An 895-nucleotide genomic window follows, 5' to 3' on the forward strand; every position below is an offset into this window, starting at 1 on the left:
AGGAAGAAATCTATTCAAGCTTGGGGTGCTGGGTCGATCTTTTCGTTTTCAGAGCTGCCTCAAACTGCTTACCACAGCGGCGGCCTTTGAGGCTTACAGTTCAAGTTCTATTGAAGTGGCTTCATGTTGACGATTTTACCGTCCTCGATAAACAGGGCAAGTTGTTTGGGAGGGTGCAGCTTGTTATGTAACCACAGCCTTTTTGCGGCTCACCCGAACGGGACTTGTCGCCAGAACTCACTGCCCAATTGGCCGAGAACTCAGGTGTCGTTGTGGCAAACCCGCGAAAGAGCCCCATTTGCTACCTTAATGAAGGTTGCTGGCCGGACAACCGTTAGGTTCCCTCATCACCCCATGGATACCCGCCTAATCAACATTGGCTTTGGCAACATCGTCGCCGCTGGGCGTGTGGTCGCCATTGTCAGTCCCGAGTCAGCTCCCATCAAACGCATCATCAGCGATGCCCGCGAGAGGGGCCAGTTGGTGGATGCTACCTATGGTCGTCGTACCCGCGCTGTCATTATCACCGATTCCGGGCACGTCATCCTCTCCGCCATCCAACCCGAAACCGTTGCCAACCGCTTCCTGACGGCCAAGCCCGGTTTGCCAGACGAAACCGAGTGAAAGCCATCGCTGTGAGCCGTCTGAGGAACCAGGAGTGAGATATCCTAAAACCAACCCAAACAAGTCAATTGCCCAGCCGTCTTGCGTCGGTCTCTGTCTATGCCAGCCTCTCCTACCCCAGTTCCCTCTGAGTGTACGCAGCAGCAGGGATCCCTTCCGGCTCCCACCCCGCGCGGTCGCTTGGTGGTTTTGACAGGGCCCAGCGGAGTGGGTAAGGGTACGCTGGTCAACCAGTTGCGCCAGCGCCACCCCGAGCTGTATCTCTCGGTTT

Annotated in this window: 1 protein-coding gene and 1 pseudogene; both read left to right on the forward strand. The window is 56.3% G+C overall.

The window, feature by feature from the left end:
* Positions 1–354: 354 nt before the first annotated feature.
* A complete protein-coding gene (gene remA / locus NW837_RS07535; RefSeq protein WP_414330335.1) occupies positions 355–624 on the forward strand; it encodes an extracellular matrix/biofilm regulator RemA in 270 nt (89 codons plus the stop codon).
* 81 nt (positions 625–705) lie between these two features.
* A pseudogene (locus NW837_RS07540) lies at positions 706–895 on the forward strand (guanylate kinase); the annotation flags it as partial.

Source organism: Synechococcus sp. R6-10 (assembly GCF_047461815.1).
In the GTDB taxonomy this organism is placed as follows: domain Bacteria; phylum Cyanobacteriota; class Cyanobacteriia; order Thermostichales; family Thermostichaceae; genus Thermostichus.